Raw genomic sequence first — 18972 nt, 5'->3', positions numbered from 1 at the left:
TCGCTTCGCACCGAGTAGAACGCCATCAGGAGACAGGACTTCAGCAAATGCTCCGGCGGAATGCTCGGCCGCCCGGTGCCGCTGTACATCTCATCGAACGTCGGCGAGAGCGCCGCCAGCGCGGCGTCCGCCATGTCCTTCACCCTGCGCAGCGGATGGCCTGCGGGCACCCGGTCTCCCGGCGTCCGCAGGCTGAACAGTGTCGTCTGTTGCTTGGGCCGTCCGCGCATCACTGCCTCCGATGAGCGGAGGACACCACGTCACGCGGCGGGGTGTCGATCCCTCGGAGGGGTTTCTCAACAGCCTGCTAGTGGGCGTCGGCGTCCATCCGGATGCAAGCCGGGCATCGAGGAGTTCATCTGCGCTGGGTCGGTGGTCCCACACGGAGACCGAAGTGACTCCGCCCAGTCAGGTCGTGTCAAAGACGAGGTAGCTGCCTTCCATCCACGGCATCACCACGTCGTGGGTGAACTCGTCCTGGACGATGACCTCCGTGACATCGCGCGGCGGCGAGCTCGCGAAGCCCCAGCGCACGACGTCCTGGAGCAGCGTGAGGGACGCCAGCTCTTGTTCCAGGGCGGAGCGCGCTTCATGAGGCAGCGAAGCCCGGTCGGTCAGAGGCACCGCGACGGGGCCAGCTTGTACTTCCCGCCACCGAAGTCGTGCAGGGCCTTGTCGGACGCCTGTTTGTCGCTGGGGACGAACTAGAACCGGTGTACCGCCGTGAGCCTCACGACGGGGTGCAGCGTCTGTGTTGTCTCGACGGTGCGCTCGGGCTTCGAAAGCAGACACCAGGAGAACAGCGTGCAGGTCGCGGAGCGCGGCAGCTCGGTCTCCTGCCGGAGATGGCTGAACCCAGCGCCGCCCGCCAGGGCGATATGCCACTGGTTGCCCAACTGCTGCGAATACCCGACCAGTCCGCTGACGGATGCGCGGAGCTTCGATACATCCTCATCCGCGTCGAAGAAGGTCCCATCGCCCTGGACGGACAGGAAGGGGCCCTGGAAGGGCCTCCCGGTCAGATAGACGCGGCCGCCAGCCTGGAGGCCCGTCGCCTTCAGGTTCACGCCCACGTGCCCGCCTGCGAACACCGAGATGAACGGTGACAGGGGCTGCTCGATGTCCACGATGAAGGCCATCGAGGCAGGGGAGACGGAGTCCACGGAGAGCGAGTGCACGCCCAGGGCCGCCGCGCTGCTCAACCTCTGGGTTCCCCCATGGACAGCGGGAGGCGCGGAATGGGGTGCGACAGTCGGTACTTCCTGGGCGTGCGCGAGCATCGGCGCGGACACGAGGCCAGCAAGAGCACGGACGCGAAGGGCGCTGAGATTCATGTGCCCATACTCATCAAGGGGCATGCCAACGCGAAACCCCACGAAATGACAGAAGGCCGTGTCAGCCACTGTGCATGCAGTTGCACAAGTGCGAAGCCGTGCTCGCGGCTTCAGGGGCTCTGTCGGAGGTGCTGGTCCAGGAAGGAGAGGATTCTCACGGAGGTCTCCGCTTCGCTCTTCGTGCTGCTGAAGCCATGGCCGTCGTTGGGGAGGACGAAGTAGTCGACGGGCACGCCGTTCTTCCGGACGGCTTCGACGAGCGCGTCTGTCTTGCCCTTGGGCACGCGCGGGTCGTTGGCGCCCTGGATGACGAGCAGGGGCCTGCGAATCTTCTCCGCGTGGAACAGCGGGGAGATTTCTCGAAGCATCGCCTCCTGCGTCTGGGGGTTGCCCAGTTCCTGGTAGAGCGCCTCGCGCAGGGCCTCCTTGTGGGGCGGCAGCTCGCGCAGAGCGCTCAGCCAGTCGGAGATGCCGAACGCATCCACGCCCACGGCGAAGACGTCGGGATGGAACGCCAGCGCCGCGAGCACCATGTATCCGCCGTAGCTGGGGCCCAGGATGCCCACGCGCGCACCGTCCACGTAGGGGAGGGCGGCCAGGTACTTCTTCGCCTCGACGCAATCCTGGAGCGGCGCCTTGCCGTGCTGCTGGTCATCCGCCGCGAAGAACGACTTGCCGTAGCCCTCGCTGCCCCGGTTGTTGACGGCGAGCACCACGTAGCCGTGGTGGACGAGGACCTGGAAGAAGCTGCTGTAGCCCTTGGCGGACTGTCCTCCCGGTCCCCCATGGACGAAGACGATTGCGGGGGCGCGCTGCTTCGCGGTGGCCTGCTGGGGCTTGTAGAGCAGCGCCGGAATCTCCAACCCGTCGAAGGACTTGAAGCGCACCCGCTCCGACTCCACCAGGTGCTGGGGGGCCAGCGCCCGGCCCAGCGTGTCCGTCAGCCGGGTGAGCTTCTTCGTCTCGAAGTCATAGACGTACAGGTTGCCGGGCGAGCGGTCTCCGTCGACGTGGAAGGCCATGCGCCTCTCACCGCGGGACAGGCTCACACCGGAGATCGCCCCCTCTGGAATCCCTGGCAGGGACACGCGCCTGCCGGCCTTCACGTCGTGGACTCGAAGCGTGGTGCGGCCGTCCTCGTTGACGCGGGTGATGCGCCACGTGCCACGTCGCGAGAACACCGTGGAGAGCACGTCCCAATCCAACTGCTCCACCAACTCGCGCTTCCCGGAGGCGAGCACGTGGCGCTCCACGCGAATGAACTCGGAGCCCTCGTTGGTGAGCAGGTACAGCGCGGAGGACGCCGGGTCGAAGGTCGCGGCCTTCCAACTGGCCGAGCCCTCGTGCGCGGTGAGGTGCCGACGCTGCTGGGTGGCGAACTCGTAGAGGTAGACGTCGCTGTCGGACAGCGTCCGTGACTTCTCCAGGGCCAGCCACTTCTCGTCCGGGGAGAGGGCGCCGGGCACATGCTCGCCATCGCCCGCGTAGAGCAGGGTGCGGGCATACGTCTTGGCGTCGTAGCGGTAGAGGTCCTGGAAGCGTGCGTCGCGCTCGTTGGTGAGGACGTAGAAGGCGGCGCCGTCCTGGCTCCAGCCGAAGAAGGACGCGCGGTGCTCGTCGCCCGGAGTGAGGTCTTTCTCCTGGCCGTCCAGCGTGCGCACGTAGAGGTGGGCGAGTTCGTTGCCTCCCGAGTCTCGCGTGAAGAGGACGCGGTCGTCGGTGGGGAAGTAGGCGGCGGCGATGGAGGCGTCCTGGGTGGAGCGGGTCAGTTGCGTGGGCTTTCCGCCCGTCACCGGGACGGAGAAGACATTGAAGACGCCGGTCTCGTTCGACGAGTACAGCACCCGCTTCTCGTCCGAGGAGAAGGACGCACCGAGCACGGAGGTCGTCTCCATGAACTGCTCGACGGTGTAACGCTTTGCCGGGCCTGGGGGCCGGGTCGCTCCGGCGCGGGGAGCGGACAGCGCCAGTGAGGGGAGGACCACGATGACGACAAGGGCTCGCGTGAGGGTGGACCAGGAGGTCATGGGGGTTCCACAAGTCGGGCGGTGGAGCAGGGACGTGCAAGAGACTGTGGCGTGATTGAGGACGGGAGACGAGTTTCCAGGTGGAAGGCGTGGCACCGCGCCAGGAGGAGGGCTCAGCGCACACCCCTTGCCTGTGTCGGGGAAGAGGTTGGATCCGGCGCACAGCCGCCGGTCCCAACAGCTCCGACGCGGGAAGGCGCTGCGAAGCGGCGGTGGCACCCGCGTAGGCGGCGCGCCAGGACGCCGATGTCAGGAACGGACCGGCCCGGGCTCGCGTCCTCAGAGGGAGCGGGCCTCTGCACCGGTTTTGCACTGACATCCAGGCTCACCGGTGGAGGAGGTTCCCATGCGCTGGATGCGCACGTTGACGTTGGGTGTGTTGGCGATGTCGGGCGGCTGTACCGAGAGCAAGGTGGCGGAGGACCAGGACATCGTCCTGAGTGGACGACTCGTCGACGAGGCGGGTGCGCCGCTCTCGGACGCGCTGCTGAAGCTCTACCGCAGTGAGAACTCCTCGTGCGCGTTCGCTGCCTTCTCGGCGAGCTGGAGGTCGGTGAAGACCCGCTCCGATGGCACCTTCGAGGTCGACCTGCTGGGGGCGGACACCCGCAACGGGAGCATCGCGCGTTGCTTCGTGGCCCGCTCGCCCGAGCAGTCCCAGGGAAGGCGCGTTTCGGCCTTCTTCCTCATCCAGCAGTCGGAGGTCGCGCTGCCCGTCGTCCAGGAGTGGACCGGCACGCTGACGGCCACCGCGCAGGCGCAGGGAGTGAGCGTGGGCTTCCGGCCGCTGTCCGCCACCCACGGTGCCGGGAGCGATGAGCACGTGCTGTACCTCCACCCGTCGAGCGCCAGGGAGGCCTGGCAGGTGCTCAAGGCCACCTCGCCGGTCCATCTGAGCGACTACGTCCTTGAGGACGCGGAGGGGCTCAAGGCCTCCCTCATCACCACGCGCGATGTGAATGCGGGGGGTGTGACGGTCGGCCTCACCTATTCCAGCGATGACGTTGTCCTGCCTCGCCGCGCCCTCGTCCCGGCAAGCCGTGGCGCGGCGTGCACCTACCTGAACGCCGAGACGCCCTGCCGCGTCACCAACGGCGACCTCGGCGGGATTGTGCTCTTCCAAGAGGGCGTCCGTGAAGTCGCCGTGCAGCTCTCGCGGCCCGTGGTGCCTCGCAAGGCCGTGCTGCGCAACTTCGGGGTGACGGGCACCATGAGCGAGCTGGTGCTGGAGGGAAGCGCTGACGGCGCCCAGTGGATGCCTCTGGCCAACTTGCTCAATGGCTCCAGTGTGCAGTCCTTCATGGAAGTGGACCTCACGGGCACGACACCCGTGTCGCAGGTCCGTGTTCGGGCAACTCCGCAAGAGGCGGTGGGAGCGTTGCGCTCACTGGGGCAGCTCTCGCTCTTCGAGGAGTGACAGGACCGCGGCCAGGGTTCTTCGTTTCTCGGTGAGGGACGTCGGGGCTCGGCTCCGTTCAGGGGAGTGACGGCGAATGAGCGCCGTCCTTCCTCACGGAGTTCCCGCTATGACGTCGCCCCGTTCATTCCGAGCGCTGGCCTGCACTGGTGCCCTCGCCCTCCTGGGGGCATTCCCCGTATGGGCGGCGCCCACCGAGTCGTCCGGACCGCGCGAGATTGCCCGTGTCGGGACTTCTGACAGCCATGTGCTCTGGCTCGAGGGAGAGGGGGGCGCGGTCAACGTGGCCGTCATCGCCCAGTATCCGCGGCGTCCACTCGTGGCCCCTCGTTTCTTCCAGACACACTCGGCGGCGGAGGTGTTCCTGGCCGTGGCACCCGAGGGGCACGCGCTGCCCCCGGCCCTGGCGGACCACGCGCTCGTCGCGATGGATGAGGGCGAAAGAGCGCAGCTCCGGCGGCAGAACGAGGCGGAGCTCTCCGCCTTACCGACCACCTTCCCCGATGAGCCTCGCTCGCTCACCGGGAGCTGCTCGGCCTCGAACCGCGCCTGGGCTGCCTCCGTCTATGGGGACCCCACCTGCGGGGACCCAAGCCAGGAGGTCATCCACACGGCCTTCACGAGCGACTACTACTGCAACTCCCCGGACTGTGACTTCCCACTCGGAAGTGAGGACGGCGATCAGTGCTCCCCTCAATTGCTCGCCTGCGACAGGGTTCGTGGCACCGCGACGCGAGTCCGTCTGCGCGCCACCAACTGGAACGGGGCCCTGTCATTCAATCATCCAGGGCACTCCATGCACTTCGCCGTGCTGAACTGCGCGGGCAATGGGCCGGTGACCTTCAACTTCAGCCGAGGCACGGGGGCCGACAGCGTGCAGCTCAACCCTGGACAGATGGGGAACGTCAAGCTCGGGGCGCACATCGCTCCGGCCGTCGCCGCAAAGCGCGTCACCATGGGCCGGTGGACCGAGGGCCTGCCCGCGAGCGGCGACTCGTACGTCTCCAACGCCATGTCGGTGGCCGACAATTCTGGCACGGCGGACGCCGTGCTTGCCTGCGGAGACATCATCACCCGTTACACCATGTCGGACCTGACCGTCCCCGCCTGTCACAACTACGCTGACCTCGCGCTCTGCAACGGCACGAACTGCAGCAACGCCTGCTATTACACCTGGTAACGGGAGGGCTGCTCCGCCCTCGCTTCCGGACGGACTTGCTCCGGGCGAGGGCATGCTGCTAGGGCACGCGCCCGTCAATGACCAAGACCTCCTTCGGGCGCGCACTCCTCCCGCTGTTGCTGTGCTGTTTGTTCACCACCGCTTGTTCCTCTGAGGGGCCCGTGGGCCCCCAGGGGCCGGCGGGACCGCAAGGGCCGCAGGGCCCCGCGGGCGGACCTCCGGGGCCGCAGGGCCCCGCGGGTCCGCGCGGAGAGCAGGGCCTGACGGGCCCACGAGGCCCGATGGGCGTGGAAGGCCCGCGCGGCGTCATGGGGCCCCAGGGCTCGCAGGGACCCAAGGGCGACACGGGCGAGCAGGGCCCGCCTGGCGCGACGGGCGCGCAGGGCCCCCAGGGGCCCCGGGGCGACACCGGGCCGGTGGGCCCCATGGGGCCTGTGGGGGAGTCGCCGGAGATCTGCACGCCCGGAGAGTTCTTCTGCGAGGGAACGAGGCTGTGGGCCTGCACACGCTCGGGCACCGACGCCGTGCTGAACTCGAAGTGTGCGGGTGGCACGACGACGAATCCCACGGGGTGCTTCACGACCGCCTGCGCCCCCGGCGACGCCGCGTGCTGCCGCACCGAGAGGCCCACGTGTCGGTGGACCATGAGCCGACCCCTCACCAGCACGGGCGCGGTCTACGAGAACGCACATGGCGGCTCCGTTTCGCCTGACCGTTTCTACTGCTACGCGCCCTCGAGCTGCTTCTCGACGGATACCTTCACCGTGCAGATGGGAATCACGGGCAATGAGAGCGTCACCTGTGGCGCGGTCTTCTCGACGCTGATCATCCGGTTGACCCGGCCCATGACGGCGCCGGGGCAGGTCTTCACCTTGCCGAACTCCAGGGCGTCGCTCTCCCTGTTCGCGGATGAAAACGTCCGGGCCTGCTCGAACTGGACGGGCACCGTGACCTGGCATTCCGAGGTCCCGGCCTGGAGCGTCAGCGTCAATGCGACCTGCTCGGAGACGGGCAAGAGCCACATCCAGCTTGTGGGCTCCTACAGCGGCGACACCTGAGCCTCCCACGGCCCGCCCACGCCCTGTCCTCACCCGGCTGGGCGTGGCTGCTGGACGCTGGAGCCGCGCCGGTCCGGACGTCATGCAAGGCCAGGACCGTACGGGGCGCTTTCCCCGGGATTCCGAGCTCGCGGGCGGACCTTGTCTCCACGCCGCAACCATCTCTCGCCTCAATGAGGGAATCCGGGCGTCAGGCCGCTTGAGTCATGGCCCCCACGTTCGTGGGAGGCCTTTGCTCGCGAGGTCCACGATGCCGTCCATGTTGCGTCCGTCCTGGGGGCTGCTTTCCTCCTGCGTCCTGTCGCTGTCCACGCTCTCCGCCTGCGACGAATCCGGCCCCACTCCTGATGCAGGGACCTGGCTTCCCGAGGACGCGGGGGCGCCGGACTCCGGCGCTCCCGATGCGAGCGCGGAGGCGCCGTGGGATGGCGGCTACACCGTGCTGGAGGAACGCGGTGACTGGATTGACCGGGGCCGTTACTCGCCATGCGACTTCAATCAGCAGGGAGACCCCACCACCATCCGGTGTGATGACCTGTCGCGCTACGACGTTTCGCAGTGCTCACCGGAGGCGCTCTCCCAGGTGGCGCAGCACGGCATCTACCTGGCCGACATGCGAGGTGAGCGCCTGCTGTCTGACGGAGGGACCCAGATTGCCCCCGACTTCACCACCTACCAGCTCTTCTCCGACGGAGGGACGGACACGCTCAACGGCCAGCCGTTGCTGACGCGGAACACGGACGGCGGGAGCTTCTTCGTCGTTGGCAGCCGCACCAATCCCTTCAATGGGGCCGTCACTGTCACCGCGCTCGCCGGCTGCCAGGTGCCCTCACCCGGCATCATCACGGGCTGCTACGCCCGCTGCACCAACGGAAGGTTCAGCCGGGCCGGCACCTTCGAAGCGTGGCGCATGCCCTCACAGCGAGGGGAGGGCGAGTCCTCGGGCGGGCTGCGCCTCATCTCCGAATCCCCCGTCGCACTGGGGGATGCCGTGGACGTCTATGTCACGAAGAACCACGCCTACGTCGTCTCCATCGACGACCTCGGCGGCACCAGCAACGGCGGACTCACCGTCTTCGACGTGAGTGACAGGGCGCACCCCATCTTCAAGGCCTCCATCAGTCTGCCAGGAGACTCGAGCTGGAATGGCGTGTGGGCCAAGGAGGATGCCCTCTACATCGCCGGCAACCGCGCGGGCGTCGTCGTCTATGACATCTCCAACCCCGCGCAGCCAGAGTACGTGCGCCACCTGCCCGCGGGGCAGGGGGCGCACACCGTGCTGGTGGATGGAGACCGGCTCTATGCGATGTCACCCGGCGAGGTGACCTATGTGCACGACGTCACCTCGCCGCTGGCGCCCGTCCTGCTCCAGCTCATCACCGTGCCGTCCGAGTTCTCCTCGGGGGGCGCGCATGACGCCTTCGCGTACGAGGGCCGGCTCTACGTCAGCAATGGCTTCGGTGGTTACTCCGTCATGGATGTCACCGACCTCGACAACGTGCGGCACCTGGGCCAGTACGTGCACGGCTTCAACGCCTTTGCGCACCACAGCGCCGTGGGGACCTTCGCCGGGCGCACCATCGCCTTCGAGGGCACTGAATTCAATGGCAGCCACCTGCGCGTGCTGGACGTCACCGACCCGGCGAACATCGTCAAGATGGGGGAGTTCCGCCTCAGCCCCGTCACGTCCATCCACAACCTGATTCTGAAGGGCCACCTGCTCTACATCGCCTGGTACCACGAGGGCGTGCGCGTGCTGGATGTGTCCAACCCCACGAAGCCGCGCCAGGTGGCGCACTACAACACCTTCCGTGAGAGCGACCCCGGCCGCACGGACAACCTTTTCGAGGGCACCTTCGGCATCCGAGTGCCCGGCGACGGGTACGTGTACGCCGCCGACTCCGTGCGCGGCCTGCTCATCCTCAACGAACTCTGAGCGTCCCACGGCGTCGCTGGAGCAGGGGGGGGCTGTGAGGTCACGCCTCAGCGGGCCGCGGCCTTGGCGCGCTCGACCTGGCGCGCCCGGGCACAGCCTTCGTTGACGCCCAGGTCACACGCCTTCTTCAGGTCGGACAGCGCGGACTCGAGGTCCCGCAGGTGGTAGTGCGTCCCGCTGCGCTCCATGTAGGCCAGCCCATGGTCGGGATTGCGTTCGATGAAGGCATCCCAGAGCGGGAGGATTTCCTTGAAGCGCCGCTCGCGCGCCAGGGCGTAGTCCCGTTGCTGCACGGTGCGGAAGTCCTCCGCCCCCTCGCCTTGCTCCTCCTCGGTCCGTGCCTCTGCCTGCTGTGGAGATTGGACGACCCATGCACGCCGCCGCGCCACCTCGGGGTTGCCTGGGGCGAGCTCCCCGGCTAGTTCCAGCAGGCCCAACGCTTCCTCGCGGCGTCCGGCCTTGTGCGCCTCCCAGGCGTCGTAGATGACCCCCTTCACCACGTGGTCCCGCAGGGCCCGTCCGTCCGAGTCCGTCGCGTCCAACCGCAAGGCGTGCAGGAGGTCCTTGCCCGCGGGTTCCCACTTCCGGCTGTTGGAGAAGATCCGAGCCCGTTCGAAATAGACGGACGCACGAGCGGGCCGCAGGGCCACGGCCCGGTTCGCCTCCGCCAGCGCGGCGTCCAGGGCCTTGGTGCGGCGCAGTTGCTTCGCCCGAGCCAGCCTGAACTCCCAGTAGTCGCCGGCTGACAGTGCCTGAGCGAGCAGGACCAGTCCCTGGTCGTGCTTGCCCTGGACCGCCAGGTCGTGTGCGCGGTCAAAATCGGCGAAGCCGCGCAGGAAGCCCACCTTGGGGTGAGCAAGGCTCTGCGCCTCGGCGAAGGCGTCCATCTTCTCGTAGGTGCCACCCCAGCGTGGGGCGAGACCATGGAGATAGACGGCCCGGACGTCCGCACACGTGGGGCACTGCTCCATGGCGCGGGTGTAGGCGCGCTCGCGAGCCTCGTCGTCGCCCAGCGCGTTCGCCACGTAGATGAGCGGCCGCGCCGCCGCAACCGCCTTCGGCTGGAGCGACCACGCTCGGACGAGATCGGGCACCGCGCGTTCGAAGGCTTCATGCATCCCGGCGAATTCCTCCTTCGCCGTTGCGCCCACGGTCTTCCCCCCGCGGCGCAGGTATCCCACCGACACCCAGTGGGTCCCCCTCGCGAGGTAGGGCGCGAAGGAGCGCGGTGACGCTTCCACCCAGGCGTCGAGGAGCTCCGTCGATTCGGAGGAGCCGTTGCCGAGCGCCAGGATGCCGTCCGTCATCCAGTGCTCGTCCTGGGGGTTCGACTCCATGCCCCACTGGAGCTGCTCGACCGCCAGCGTCAGCTCCTCGAACTGGCGTCGGAGCAGGAGCGAGCGCAGTGCCACCCCGTCCACATGCCCTTGGGGGACTTTGCCCTCCTCGCGCCCGGCAGGCGTCACGATGGGGAGCCCTTGCGGCGCGGGGCCGGGGGCGGGTGTCAGGACGGGCTCCTGGCGCGCCGCGATGCGCGCTTCGACTTCGGCGCTTCGCGTTGCCCGTGAAGCGGTCACGGCAAGTCCGGCGCCCAGACCTATAACGAGGACTCCCGCCCCGAGCGCGGTACGAAGAGATGGCATTGAGCCTGGCATCCTACTCAAGACAGGCTGCTGCGTGCCTTCCTGGCCGTCTTCTGGACAGGGACCGTGGACCGGGGCAGATGTGTGCATACCGATGGCCTCCCGTCCGCCCTCCGTCCGTGCCTCCTCCCCCCGGACGCAGAAGACGAAGCAGCTCCCTGCCGGCGCCCGGCGCGCCGTGAGGAAGGATTCCAGCCCGGGCTGGGGCCGCTGGATGTTTGGCGCGTGGCTGCTGTTCGTCGTCTGGCTCAGCGTGGAGTACGTGCGGCTGCCCGACGTCCGCTCGCTTCAGACGCAGAACCCGCGCACCACCGCGCTCATCACGCAGCGGGCCGAGGAGGCGCTGGCGGAGGGGAAGAAGCCCCGTGTGCGGCAGGCCTGGGTGCCTCTGGAGGCGGTGGCGCCGCACGCGGTGGACGCCGTGCTGAGCTCCGAGGACGCGCGCTTCTACAAGCACGAGGGCGTGGATTGGATCGAGGTGGAGAACGCCCTCGAGCAGTCCGTGCGGAAGGCGCGCCTGGGCCGCGGCGCGTCCACGCTCACCCAGCAGCTGGCCAAGAACCTCTACCTCTCCACGGACCGCAGCCTCCTTCGCAAGGGCAAGGAGTTGCTGCTCGCCCGCCAGCTGGAGACCCATCTGTCCAAGCAGCACATCCTCACGTTGTATGTGAATGTGGTGGAGTGGGGAGAGGGCGTGTATGGCATCGAGGCTGCGGCGCGTGAGCACTTCGGTACCTCGGCGCGGGCGCTCTCCGTGGCACAGGGGGCGATGCTCGCGGGCATGCTGCCCGCCCCACGCCGCTGGCTGCCCGCCCAGAAGCCCGAGACGCTGCGCATCCGGGCCGGCGCCATCATCGGGAGGCTACAGCGCGAGGGCCGCATCACCGCGACGCAAGCCCGCGAGGCTCAGGCCGAACTCTCGCGTTTCTTTGGCGAAACCTCCGTGCCCGGCTCCGTGGTGGAGGCCATCTCCCGGATGTCCTCGGAGAGCTGACCCGCGGACCCGGTCAGGTGAGCCTCGAACGATGGGGACCGCGCTGCGAGGCTTCCCGCTACCTCGGCGTGTTGATGAGCGTCAGCCGGTGTGGCTCCGGCGTCGCCCAGTTCTGGGGACTGTTTCCAGACAGCGCAACCCCGTCGAGGATCACGTTGCTGTCGAAGAAGTAGAGTGCCCCGCCCTCCGGTGCCCTGTTGTTACGGAACTCGCCGCCGCGGAACGTCCATTGGTTGCTGGCCGGGAGGTGCGCGGTGTTGACCGCGCCACCCACGCCTCCGAACTGGGTTCGCGGACCGGTGCATTCGTTGCCGTGGAAGATGTTCCCGGTGGCGACGCCCGAGCTGGTCGGCGCAATCAGCATCAGCGCGCCGCCGAACGCGGGCGCCTTGTTGAAGCGGAACTCGTTGTGGTTCAGGTTCACGTTCGCGCGTGAGCCAATCCAAAGCGCGCCACCGGCGTTCTCGGAATAGGAGCCCTCCGCGCCCGCGCCGTTCTCGCCGTCGATCTTGTTGCCGTACTCCAAGATGCAGTGTTCCAGGAAGTCCGACCCGGCGTCCGACGTCGCTGCCAGACGCAGTCCAGCCCAGCCTCGGGAGGGATTGTTGGCGGTGAAGACAATGGGGCTGGCCGAGGTGCCCTGCGCGGTGATTCGCCCATGCACGGCGAGCTTGTGGTGGCCCATGAAAATGAGGTGGACGCCGGGCTCGATGGTGAGCCGGCTCCCCGCGGGCACCGTCAAGTCACCCGTCACGTGATACGGCGAGCCCGCGCGCGTCAGTGTGCGCGTCGTGAGGCTTCCGGAGAGATTCGTCCCATCGGACGTGCTCACCGCGACCGTGGTGCTCGCGGTGGTGCTGCCGCTCGCGTTGGTCGCCGTGAGTGTGTACGTCGTCGTCGCTGTCGGGCGGACCTGCACTGACTTTCCGGGCACCTCGCCCACGCCGTAATCGATGGAGAGGTCCTGCGCGCCGGTGACTTCCCAGGACAATTCGGCGGACTCGCCCGGAGCGATGGTCGCCGGGTTTGCTTCGAAGCGCAGGATGTTGGGGCGGTCCGGGACTGGATCCGGCGAACTGCAGGCGGTGGCAACCGCGACAACGGACGAGAGGGCCAGGACGAAACGACGCGAGTGGAGCATGCGCCCGTTCTATCTCAACAGGGGAGGCCCGATAATCCAACAGCCAGCGGGTTCTCCTGGCGTGCCTACATCCACGTCGCGTCACACCGGGGACACATCGTGGCGCGCTCATACTCCTCTCGTGGGCCCTCGAAGCCGCAGGCGTAGCAGGTCCGCAGTGACTTCAAGACATGCGCTGCCATGGCAGGCGTGGGCTCCGTGCTCCAACTGGGCGCGGCGCTGGCGGCGGGGAGGGCCATCCCCGGCTCCCAGACGAGCTCGCATTGCAGGTCGGACAGTGGCTCCACGGGGCCGTCGACCACGGCTGCGATGAAGGCGGTCGGAAGCGTGGCCGCCGCGTGGCGCTTCACAGCCAGGCTGCCCGGTGAAACCTGGGGTCCCATCTTCATGTAGGCGGTGACACTCAGGCCCCCAGACATCACGGTGTTGAGCAGGGATTCACCGAGGTCGATTCCCATGGAGACCTCGCCCGACACCGCCTTCATGTCACTCTCCTTGGGAATCTCCAGGGTGTCGAAGAGCTTCCACGCGGGCCGCACGCGCCCGGCGTTGGGGTGAAGACTCGACTCCACCTGGAAGTGGACTTCATCGAACTCCGGGGGCAGCTCGAGCGGAAGCCGCCACCGCACCACGCGACCTCCCGCAAGAGACGGCAGCGGGAACTGGCCCAGCATCCGGTGCGCGGAGCCCTGCTTCTGCCTGCCCATCACCCGCACGGACGACGGGGTGGTGGCGAGGGGCTCGAAGGCGGCCTGGAGCCACACGACGGCGGTGGCCTGCCCGAGTGGATTTCGAATCACGGGCTCCACGTGCAGGTGGACGGAGCCGAACTCTCGGGGGGGACGCCCGACGTGGTCGAGGACGTCCGCGTAGAAGTCATCCATGCCGCGCATCCTCGCCGAGCCAGCGGCGTATGGACAAACGGGAAGCTCCGGCCTCACTCGCTGCCGCCACTCGTGCATGCGGGCGGACATCCAGGACGTGCATCGAATCGTCGGCGTATGGCAGTGGGTGCGCGGGAGCGTGGAGGAGCTCACGCCTTGAGCGGGATGGCCCGCGCTGCGCTCATGCTTTGAGGCGCTGTCATTCGTGGGGGATAGTCGCGCTGATGCTCATCGGGATTCCCGCACTCGACGCGACGGACTGGTCACGGCTGGTACACGCCTATGGCCGCGCCACTGACACGCCTGAACACCTTCGTGCCTTGCTCACCGAGGACGCGCGGGCGCGCGGTGCAGCCGTGCAGCACCTGTGGTCGGCCATCATCCATCAGGGCACCGTCTTCCCCGCGACGGCTCCAGTTGCACTCGTGATTCTCGGGTTGCTCGACGACGCGAGGCTGGATGCGGGCGAGGAGCCTGTTCGCGCGGAGTTGCTGTTGTTCCTGACGCGTGTGGTGGACGCCTTCGAGCGGAGCGGCGCGACGATGGAGGACCTGGAGTCGATGGCCCGGTTCGACCTGGGGCCGCTCCTGGACGCGGACGACGATGATGCCATTTACGAGGACGAGGACGCCTCGAACGCGCTCCATGCGCAGTCCGTGCTGGCGTGTGTCCGGGTGGCGCCGTTCCTGACCCGCTCGCTGCTGGCCAACCTGGACCATCCGGATGCCCGGGTGCGGATGCACGCGGCGATGGCCGCCACCGCGCACGCCACGTCACCGGCGTCGGACGTGCGGCCGGGCGAACTGGTGGAACGGCTGACGGAGCTGGCGACGCGGACGGTGGATGTGGCGGAGCGATGCTCCCTGCTCCTGGCGCTGGGAGAGCTCAACGTGTCCCTGGAGCGCTTCTTGTCGGATGCGGAGCCCTCGGTGCGCCTTTGCGCGGCGATGGCGCCGTCCCTGGCACGGAGCGAGGTCGCGACACGCGAGTTGCGCACCGCGCTGGAGCAGCATGCCGCGCACATCAACGACTGGTTCCCGGTGAAGCCGCCGCAGCTTCCGATGCAGCCGCGCTTCACGGTCGTCCAGCGGCTCCTGGAGCGCGTCCCCGACTTCGACCTCGTGGTGGACGCGGCCGTGGCGGTCGCGCGGACCACCAAGAAGTCCTGGGTGGACTTCGAGTGGGGCCCCCTCCTCGTCCACGCCTTTCCGAGTGGAGATGGGGTGGTGAGGACAGAAGCACAGCGGCGCTTCCTCGCCGCGCTCGTGGACACCTCGCACCTCTGGGACCCGCGCTTCGGCAACGCCGGGGGGCACTTCAGGAAGGCGGGGCTCCCCTATGAGCGCGAGGCGTGCGCGAGGCTCGTGAGCACGGCGTGAAGGGGCGGGCTTCCTCACGGTGTCTGAAGTTGATCTGCCCCCGATTCATCGGTCGCTAGAATCACCAGGGGTTGGCAGCAACAGCGTTTGGGATTGAACGCTGTCAGGCGGTGTATGGGATTTCCATGAGTCCACCCGCCGAATGTTTGCCCTAGATTGCCTCCAACTCGTATGCATTGGGGGTGCGCCATGGCTATCACGACCCGACAGCCTGTCTTTCATGCAATGCGAAGTCTGCTGGGCATGGGCTCAGCCTCCAATGCAAAAAGCGCCGCGCCGAGCACGACGACCGCGACGAAGGCGTCTGACGCAGCCCCGGATTGGAGAGCGACGGCGGCAAACCTCATGGAGTCCTTCATCCAGTCCGGATACGTGATTGGAATCAACAAACCCGGCATCGCGAATCTCGAAAAGAAGATCATGGGTGAGATGGAGGCGTTCATTCGCGACAACCCGAAGCAGTCGGCGGAGGAACTCGACAAGGCGGCGAAGCGGGTCACGATGCGTCACCTGTCCATGGCGAGGACGGATGGCCAACGGGAGGCGAAAATCAAGGCTCGCCTTCAGGAACTCCAGCAAGACCGCTGGGGGTGATGGCTGTCCGCCTCAGCGTCTCGATCGGCGGCCGGCGTGGCGGCTTTCCTCAAAGGGGAGGGGGCCGGTGCTCTCGCCGTCGTCTGGCAGCGCAACGCTTCGGTGGGCCCAGGCCCCTGACACAGGGGCCTGGGCAGGTCCGACTCACCGTCAGGTGAGCCGGACCGCGGTTACTTCCTGCGCTTGAAGGTGTCGAGCGAGGGGCAGTAGGTGGCGTACCCGTGGCCGGTGATGGCGCCATTTTCGTAGAGGCCATTCAAATCGAAGGCCACGAAGTGCGATTCGGGAGGGGTACCGCTCAGGACGCAGGTGGGGCAGAGCGAGGCGGCCACAGGTGTGAAGGTGAGGCTCGTGCTGTGCAGGAAGTACGCGGTCATGAGCACACCCTCGAAGTCGAAGAGCGTCGCTGTCGGCTCGCCCGACATGGTTCCTACCTGCGGCGTTGCGTCCACCGGCATCCTCACCTTGTGAACGTTGACCAGCTGCGGCGGGAGCGGCGAATCCTCGGTGGGGCACTCACCCGGCGCGCCGTTGTTGAGCTCGATCCAAAGCTCCCACGGGGCCTCGGGGTTGTCCGTCTCTTCATATCCGAAGTAGGCGCTGGTCAAGACACGCTGGTTCTCGCCCAATCGAACCGTGGTCGCGGTTTCCTGGCACTCGCCCTCGCAAACGGTGAACGGATCCGGGTTGGTGCCAGCGTCGGGGTCGGTGCCTGCATCCGGGTCGGTGCCTGCATCCGGGTCGGTGCCGGCATCCGGGTCGGTGCCGGCATCCGGATCGGTGCCTGCATCTGGGTCGGTGCCGGCGTCGGGGTCGGTGCCTGCATCTGGGTCGGTGCCGGCGTCGGGGTCGGTGCCGGCGTCGGGGTCGGTGCCTGCATCCGGGTCAGTGCCGGCGTCAGGCTCGGTACCCGCGTCCGGCTCAGTGCCAGCGTCAGGGTCGGTGCCTGCGTCGGGCTCGGTACCCGCATCCGGCTCGGTGCCAGCGTCGGGCTCGGGCTCAATGCCGGCGTCGGGCTCAATGCCGGCGTCCGGCTCGATGCCGGCGTCGGGCTGAACACCCGCATCAAATCCCGCGTCCGGCGTCGGATCGACGTCATCGGAACCACAGCCGGAAAGTGCGGGAGCGACTGTGAGGGAGAGTATCAACAGGGAGCGTATCGAGAGTCGCAGGGTCATTTCGTTGATTGTCACGGGTTTCTCGCGGAGATGCGAGGGGGCTCGGCCTTCTGCGTTACAGCTTCGTTGCATCACGGCGGACGTGTCCACATGCCGCGAACACGGTTCCGGGCCGTCTCCAGCGCTTCACGCCGAGCTTTCACGATGTTTCCGGGACTGGCCTGGATGCCCAGCAGCATCCAGGCGTCAAGACGGACGCGCAGGCCGGAACACATGAAAGGGCACGAGTGGAAATGCACCACGTCGAGCACGTTGGTGCGTAAGCGCATGTGGACCTGGTCCACGCCACGGGTGATACGCGCAGGCGCCACCTACGTGTCCGGGGCCAAAGCCGAGCACGGACACCTGCAGTCCCGTCCGTCGCAGGGGCGACGCTCCCTGGAACCTCCTCGCACGGCTTGATGGAGCCCCGCATCAGCTGGAGTTCACTGCATGTCTCAGGGGCGTTGACGCGGCGGCGCGATGCACCACGGCCTCCAGGGAAGGTCGCCGGCGGGCGAACCCGCTCGCCTGCTTTCCCTCGCGTCCGGCACCGTCTGCCTGGCTCGACTTCGGTTCATCACGAGTGTTCGGTGCCATCGGAAACAGTTCTCAACTTGCGCTGGATTCGTGGCTCGCTCCGCGCCTGTAGCGGTTGGTGCGTGCAGTCGCTCCCGGGAGCAATTAGAGCCCGATGCACGCCATGAACCCGCTCCCCGTGCATCGCGTCTCAGGCCTGCTCCTTGTGTTCTCGCTCGTCTCAGGAGGCGACGCAGGCGCGGCGCCCGCGGATGCCCCCCTGGTGTCGGAGGCGTGCGTCGAGGCCGTTCCCGCGGAGCCCCGGCTCCTCGTGCCGGAGCTCGTGCACCCGCCTCGTCGCGCCATCTGGAACGCGCCGGATGGAGGAGGGCGCAATTTCGTTGTGCCCATCGTGGAGATGGGCGCCTTCCACGCCATCTTCTGGGGGACGGCGAAGCTCCTCGGCAAGCCCTACGCGGACATCTCGCTGGAGACCATGCGTCGCAACGTCGCCGATGGCTGGGCGTGGGACGAGGATGCGTTCGCGACCAATGCGCTCGGGCACCCCTACCAGGGCTCGCTGGCCTACACCGCGGCGCGCTCGAGCGGCTTCGGCTTCTGGGGCTCCGTCCCGTTCACGGTCGCGTCAAGCGTGTTGTGGGAGCTGTTCATGGAGTCTGAGACTCCATCCACGAACGACCTCATTACAACGTCCATCGGGGGCGTCGTGCTGGGCGAGGTCCTGCATCGCACCGCGCTCGCGATTCTCGACGAAGGCGAACCCACGGTGGCGCGCTCGGTGCTCTCGCTGCTCGTCGAACCCGTGGGCGGCATCAACCGTTACCTCTTTGGCCGCCGCAAGAACGACTTCCTCCCGGTGCAGGGGAACTTCCTCCAGTTGATGGCCGGCCTCACGAGCAACGTCGACAATTACAACGACATCGACGGCACGCGCTTCGATGTTCCCAACAAGATGGAGGGGCACCTCGGCGTCGAAATGGTCTACGGCCCCCCGCAGCTCACCACGAGCGACTATGACCAGCCCTTCGACTATTTCACGCTCACCGCGCGCATGGGCTTCTCGCGCGACACGCTGACGGTGGGATTCTTCAGCCGGGGGCTTCTCTACGGCGACCGCTTCGAGTTCCGCTCCATTTCGGGGCTCTGGGGTTTGATGGCGGGCTACGACTTCGCCAATCCGAACACGCTGCGGGTTTCCACGGTCAGCCTCGGCATCGGCGGGGTGGCGCAGGTTCCTCTCACGTCGCAGCTCACCCTGGACGTCACCGCGAACATGGCCGGGGTGCCGTTTGGTCATGGCGGCGGTCTCACCTCGCCGGAGTCCGCTCGTGACTACCACTTCGGGCCTGGGGCGCAGTCGGCCTTCGAGCTGGGCCTGGTGCGGCGGGGTGTCGGGCGCGTCGGCGTGTCCGTGCGCAACTATCTCATTTCGGGCGCCTTCCTCGGTGAGGGCGTGGAGCTCATCACCTATGCCACCGCGCGTGCCGAGCTCCTGCTCGCCGACCAACACGGCGTGGCGCTCGAAGCCTTCGTCGCCAACCGGGCGGGTGAGTTCGGCAGCGTTTCCGACGCCATCCGCCAGCGTGCAACGCAAATCCGTCTGCTGTGGACGGTCTCGAAGGGCACGGGCTTCGGAACGCGCTGAGGACCCACGGGAGCGAATTCCAGCCCGAGCGCGACTCCCACTG

16 protein-coding genes are annotated in these 18972 nt (G+C 67.7%); 7 read left to right on the top strand and 9 right to left on the bottom strand.

Going from position 1 to position 18972, the window contains the following annotated elements; all coding sequences use genetic code 11:
- From BLU09_RS23915 to BLU09_RS23900, 4 genes are all read right to left on the bottom strand, one after another.
- The coding region (locus BLU09_RS23915) for a transposase (protein WP_167371144.1) at positions 1–230 on the bottom strand (230 nt) is incomplete at its 3' end.
- 178 nt (positions 231–408) lie between these two features.
- Positions 409–624 (bottom strand): hypothetical protein, encoded by a 216-nt coding sequence (locus tag BLU09_RS23910; protein WP_090491812.1) that lies wholly within the window; start codon positions 622–624, stop codon positions 409–411.
- A gap of 80 nt (positions 625–704) precedes the next feature.
- Positions 705–1202 carry a hypothetical protein gene (locus BLU09_RS23905; protein ID WP_228560528.1) on the bottom strand — a complete coding sequence of 166 codons (498 nt, stop codon included), beginning with the start codon at positions 1200–1202 and terminating at the stop codon, positions 705–707.
- Positions 1203–1444: 242 nt separating this feature from the next.
- Positions 1445–3580 (bottom strand): S9 family peptidase, encoded by a 2136-nt coding sequence (locus tag BLU09_RS23900; protein WP_090491810.1) that lies wholly within the window; start codon positions 3578–3580, stop codon positions 1445–1447.
- 127 nt (positions 3581–3707) lie between these two features.
- On the opposite strand from BLU09_RS23900, the gene BLU09_RS23895 reads away from it, so the two are divergent.
- Entirely contained in the window at positions 3708–4778 is a 1071-nt protein-coding gene (locus BLU09_RS23895; protein WP_244171986.1) for a hypothetical protein, read from the top strand.
- Positions 4779–5025: 247 nt separating this feature from the next.
- Positions 5026–5958, top strand: coding sequence for a hypothetical protein (locus tag BLU09_RS23890; protein ID WP_244171985.1), 933 nt, complete (start codon positions 5026–5028; stop codon positions 5956–5958).
- A gap of 724 nt (positions 5959–6682) precedes the next feature.
- Here BLU09_RS23890 and BLU09_RS39490 read toward each other — a convergent pair.
- A complete protein-coding gene (locus BLU09_RS39490) occupies positions 6683–6982 on the bottom strand; it encodes a hypothetical protein (RefSeq protein WP_222595300.1) in 300 nt (99 codons plus the stop codon).
- 284 nt (positions 6983–7266) lie between these two features.
- On the opposite strand from BLU09_RS39490, the gene BLU09_RS23880 reads away from it, so the two are divergent.
- Positions 7267–8952, top strand: a complete 1686-nt coding sequence (locus BLU09_RS23880) for an LVIVD repeat-containing protein (RefSeq protein WP_090491807.1) — start codon at positions 7267–7269, stop codon at positions 8950–8952.
- Between the two features lie 47 nt (positions 8953–8999).
- Here the strand turns inward: BLU09_RS23880 and BLU09_RS23875 are convergent, their stop codons facing one another.
- Positions 9000–10529 (bottom strand): DUF4034 domain-containing protein, encoded by a 1530-nt coding sequence (locus BLU09_RS23875; RefSeq protein WP_244171984.1) that lies wholly within the window; start codon positions 10527–10529, stop codon positions 9000–9002.
- A gap of 160 nt (positions 10530–10689) precedes the next feature.
- Here BLU09_RS23875 and mtgA point away from each other — a divergent pair, with 160 nt between their 5' ends.
- Positions 10690–11589 carry a monofunctional biosynthetic peptidoglycan transglycosylase gene (gene mtgA, locus BLU09_RS23870; protein WP_090491805.1) on the top strand — a complete coding sequence of 300 codons (900 nt, stop codon included), beginning with the start codon at positions 10690–10692 and terminating at the stop codon, positions 11587–11589.
- Between the two features lie 58 nt (positions 11590–11647).
- Here the strand turns inward: mtgA and BLU09_RS23865 are convergent, their stop codons facing one another.
- Together BLU09_RS23865 and BLU09_RS23860 are read right to left on the bottom strand one after the other, a co-directional pair.
- Complete coding sequence (locus BLU09_RS23865) at positions 11648–12730, bottom strand: hypothetical protein (RefSeq protein WP_090491804.1); 1083 nt, start codon at positions 12728–12730, stop codon at positions 11648–11650.
- A gap of 65 nt (positions 12731–12795) precedes the next feature.
- Positions 12796–13614, bottom strand: coding sequence for a hypothetical protein (locus BLU09_RS23860; protein WP_090491803.1), 819 nt, complete (start codon positions 13612–13614; stop codon positions 12796–12798).
- A 224-nt stretch (positions 13615–13838) separates the two neighbouring features.
- Between BLU09_RS23860 and BLU09_RS23855 the strand changes: the two genes are divergently transcribed.
- Together BLU09_RS23855 and BLU09_RS38885 are read left to right on the top strand one after the other, a co-directional pair.
- On the top strand, positions 13839–14993 hold the full coding sequence (locus tag BLU09_RS23855; protein WP_244171983.1) for a hypothetical protein: 1155 nt from the start codon (positions 13839–13841) through the stop codon (positions 14991–14993).
- Positions 14994–15182: 189 nt separating this feature from the next.
- Positions 15183–15587, top strand: coding sequence for a hypothetical protein (locus BLU09_RS38885; protein ID WP_167371143.1), 405 nt, complete (start codon positions 15183–15185; stop codon positions 15585–15587).
- 170 nt (positions 15588–15757) lie between these two features.
- Here the strand turns inward: BLU09_RS38885 and BLU09_RS23845 are convergent, their stop codons facing one another.
- Positions 15758–16780 (bottom strand): hypothetical protein, encoded by a 1023-nt coding sequence (locus tag BLU09_RS23845; protein ID WP_279627367.1) that lies wholly within the window; start codon positions 16778–16780, stop codon positions 15758–15760.
- A gap of 667 nt (positions 16781–17447) precedes the next feature.
- Here BLU09_RS23845 and BLU09_RS23835 point away from each other — a divergent pair.
- Positions 17448–18929, top strand: a complete 1482-nt coding sequence (locus tag BLU09_RS23835; protein WP_244171982.1) for a DUF3943 domain-containing protein — start codon at positions 17448–17450, stop codon at positions 18927–18929.
- Positions 18930–18972: the final 43 nt, after the last annotated feature.

This window comes from Myxococcus virescens (assembly GCF_900101905.1).
Classification (GTDB): domain Bacteria; phylum Myxococcota; class Myxococcia; order Myxococcales; family Myxococcaceae; genus Myxococcus; species Myxococcus virescens.
The sequence above is the reverse complement of the archived record's forward strand: the minus strand, read 5'-3'. Positions and strand labels throughout refer to the sequence as shown.

Bases quoted from the DNA above. Each gene is read 5' to 3' on its own strand.
- BLU09_RS23895 (WP_244171986.1), top strand. From the start codon at position 3,708: ATGCGCTGGATGCGCACGTTGACGTTGGGTGTGTTGGCGATGTCGGGC.
- BLU09_RS39490 (WP_222595300.1), bottom strand. From the start codon at position 6,982: ATGTGGCTCTTGCCCGTCTCCGAGCAGGTCGCATTGACGCTGACGCTC.
- BLU09_RS23880 (WP_090491807.1), top strand. From the start codon at position 7,267: ATGCCGTCCATGTTGCGTCCGTCCTGGGGGCTGCTTTCCTCCTGCGTC.
- mtgA (WP_090491805.1), top strand. From the start codon at position 10,690: ATGGCCTCCCGTCCGCCCTCCGTCCGTGCCTCCTCCCCCCGGACGCAG.
- BLU09_RS23865 (WP_090491804.1), bottom strand. From the start codon at position 12,730: ATGCTCCACTCGCGTCGTTTCGTCCTGGCCCTCTCGTCCGTTGTCGCG.
- BLU09_RS23860 (WP_090491803.1), bottom strand. From the start codon at position 13,614: ATGGATGACTTCTACGCGGACGTCCTCGACCACGTCGGGCGTCCCCCC.
- BLU09_RS23855 (WP_244171983.1), top strand. From the start codon at position 13,839: ATGCTCATCGGGATTCCCGCACTCGACGCGACGGACTGGTCACGGCTG.
- BLU09_RS38885 (WP_167371143.1), top strand. From the start codon at position 15,183: ATGGCTATCACGACCCGACAGCCTGTCTTTCATGCAATGCGAAGTCTG.
- BLU09_RS23835 (WP_244171982.1), top strand. From the start codon at position 17,448: ATGAACCCGCTCCCCGTGCATCGCGTCTCAGGCCTGCTCCTTGTGTTC.